Origin of the sequence: Micromonospora sp. NPDC049580 (genome assembly GCF_040675595.1) — a bacterium.
Classification (GTDB): Bacteria; Actinomycetota; Actinomycetes; order Mycobacteriales; family Micromonosporaceae; genus Micromonospora.
The window spans coordinates 1-2,156 of sequence record NZ_JBFAPG010000719.1 but is presented as its reverse complement, the minus strand read 5'-3'; the positions used below and the strand labels follow the sequence as shown (position 1 = coordinate 2,156).

Below are 2,156 nucleotides of genomic sequence, written 5' to 3'. Positions count from 1 at the left end.
GAGTTTTCCAGGTCGTCCGCCCGTCGGGTGGACGACGACAGCACCACCGCACCCCGGTGCGGGCGTCCCTGAGCAGAGGTCGGAATGACGGCGACAATCAAGATCGGACCGTACGCGGTCGGTGCCGGGGAGCGGCCCTTCGTGGTCGCCGAGATGTCCGGTAACCACAACGGCGACCTGGACCGGGCGCTGGCCATCGTCGACGCGGTGGCCGAGAGCGGGGCGCACGCGCTCAAGCTCCAGACGTACCGGCCGGACACGATCACGATCGACGTCGACAGCCCGGCGTTCCGCATCTCCAGCGGCCACGAGCTGTGGGGCGGGGAGAACCTGTACCGCCTCTACGAGCGGGCGCACACTCCGTACGAGTGGCACGCCCCGATCTTCGCCCGGGCCCGCGAGCGGGGGCTGACGGTCTTCTCGTCACCGTTCGACGCGACCGCCGTGGAGCTGCTGGAGTCGCTGGACGCACCGGCGTACAAGATCGCTTCGTCGGAGCTGGTGGACCTGCCGCTGATCCGGCTGGTGGCCAGCACCGGCAAGCCGATGGTGATCTCGACCGGGATGGCGACGGTGGCCGAGATCGACGCCGCCGTGCGGACCGCCCGCGACGGTGGCGCGGCGGGCATCGTCCTGCTGGCCTGCACCGCGTCCTACCCGGCGCCGCCCGCCGACAGCAACCTGCGCCGCCTGCCGGTGCTGGCCGGCGCGTTCGACGTCCCGGTCGGGCTCTCCGACCACACGCCCGGGATCGGCGTGGCGGTCGCCTCGGTGGCGCTGGGCGCCTGCTTCATCGAGAAGCACGTGACCCTGGACCGGGCCGACGGCGGCGTCGACTCGGACTTCTCGCTGAACCCGGCGGAGCTGACGGCGCTGGTCGCCGAGTCGGGCCGCGCGTACGCGGCGCTGGGCGGCACCGCGATCGGCCCGACCCCTGCGGAGCGGGAGGGGCTGCGGTTCCGCCGTTCGCTGTTCGTGGTCGAGGACGTCCGGGCCGGCGCCCCGGTGACGGCACGGAACGTCCGGTCGATCCGGCCGGCCGGTGGGCTGGCTCCGGTGGAGATCGACCGGGTGCTGGGCCGCACCTTCGCCACCGACGTTCCGCGCGGTACCCCGCTCAGCTGGGACCTGATCTGACCGACCCGGCCCGGCTCAGCTCAACCGTGTGGCTGGGCTGAGCTGGCTCCGGTCGAGCCGGGCTGGCAGGACTGAGCTGGCTTGCAGGACTGATGCCGGCGAAGCTGGGCTGACAGCGGCGGGGTTGGGCTGACAGCCGCGGGCCTGGGCTGATGCCGGCGGGGTTGGGCCAGGCCGGCCGGCGCCGGGCTGCGCCACACATGGCGAGCGGCCACGATCCGCCGGGCACGACCCTGTTTGCGTCCTGTCGAGCTGCCCCAAAGGTGGGGCATGGCGTGTGCTCCCGGTACTGCCCCATATTCGGGGCAGCTCGACAGGCACCACCGACACCTGCGGCAGCACCGCCGCACACCGACAGCCGCGCGGCAGCACCGGCAAAACACCAAACGGCCGCGACGCCACCGACGCACGCCGACACCTGCGACGCCACCGGCAAAACACCAACAGCCGCGACGCCACCGACACAGGCCGACAGCTGCGGCGTTCCGAGCGTCAGTCGCGGTCGGTTGGTCCGGCGTAGTGGCGGGGGGCGAAGCCGACGGTGACCACCAGGTCGGCGACGCGCAGGGTGCGCCAGAGGATGGTGCCGTCCACCGGAGTGCCCAGGCCGTGCCGGCGCCACCAGGTCGCGATCGGCACGTCGGCCAACTTGCAGCAGCACTCGGCCCGGGTCCACCGGGCCCAGAAGTCACCCGCGCCGAAGCGCCGGGCCAGTGCCGGGGGCACCGGGGCGTCGGCGCGCTCCGCGTCGATGGCCGCGCGCCAGCCCGGCACGAGCGGGCCGTACCAGCCGACGCAGCGTCCGTCGTCGAGATGACTGCGGGTCGTCGCGTCGGCCAGCTCGGCGGGCGTACCGATCCGTAGATGCCGTTCGGCGCTGGCGAGCAGTCCCGGCACCGGGCGTGCCGTCCCGGACGACGGCGGCGGCGCGGCCGGGCCAGCGTCGACCGGGCCAGCGTCGACCGGGCCAGCGTCGACCGGGCCAGCGTCGACCGGGCCAGCGTCGACCGGGCCAGCGT

Annotated in this window: 2 protein-coding genes; one reads left to right on the top strand and one right to left on the bottom strand. The window is 73.7% G+C overall.

The annotated features are described in order from the left end of the window. The first annotated feature begins 84 nt into the window (after nucleotides 1-84). Nucleotides 85-1,137, top strand: a complete 1,053-nt coding sequence (gene pseI / locus AB0J68_RS31370) for a pseudaminic acid synthase (RefSeq protein ID WP_363942411.1) — start codon at nucleotides 85-87, stop codon at nucleotides 1,135-1,137. A 492-nt stretch (nucleotides 1,138-1,629) separates the two neighbouring features. Here pseI and AB0J68_RS31365 read toward each other — a convergent pair. Next, nucleotides 1,630-2,156, bottom strand: a 527-nt coding sequence (locus tag AB0J68_RS31365) for a hypothetical protein (RefSeq protein ID WP_363942408.1), incomplete at its 5' end; no start/stop codon positions are given.

What these genes read in the sequence shown, in the direction of transcription:
- pseI (WP_363942411.1), top strand. Translation starts at nt 85, where the DNA reads ATGACGGCGACAATCAAGATCGGACCGTACGCGGTCGGTGCCGGGGAG.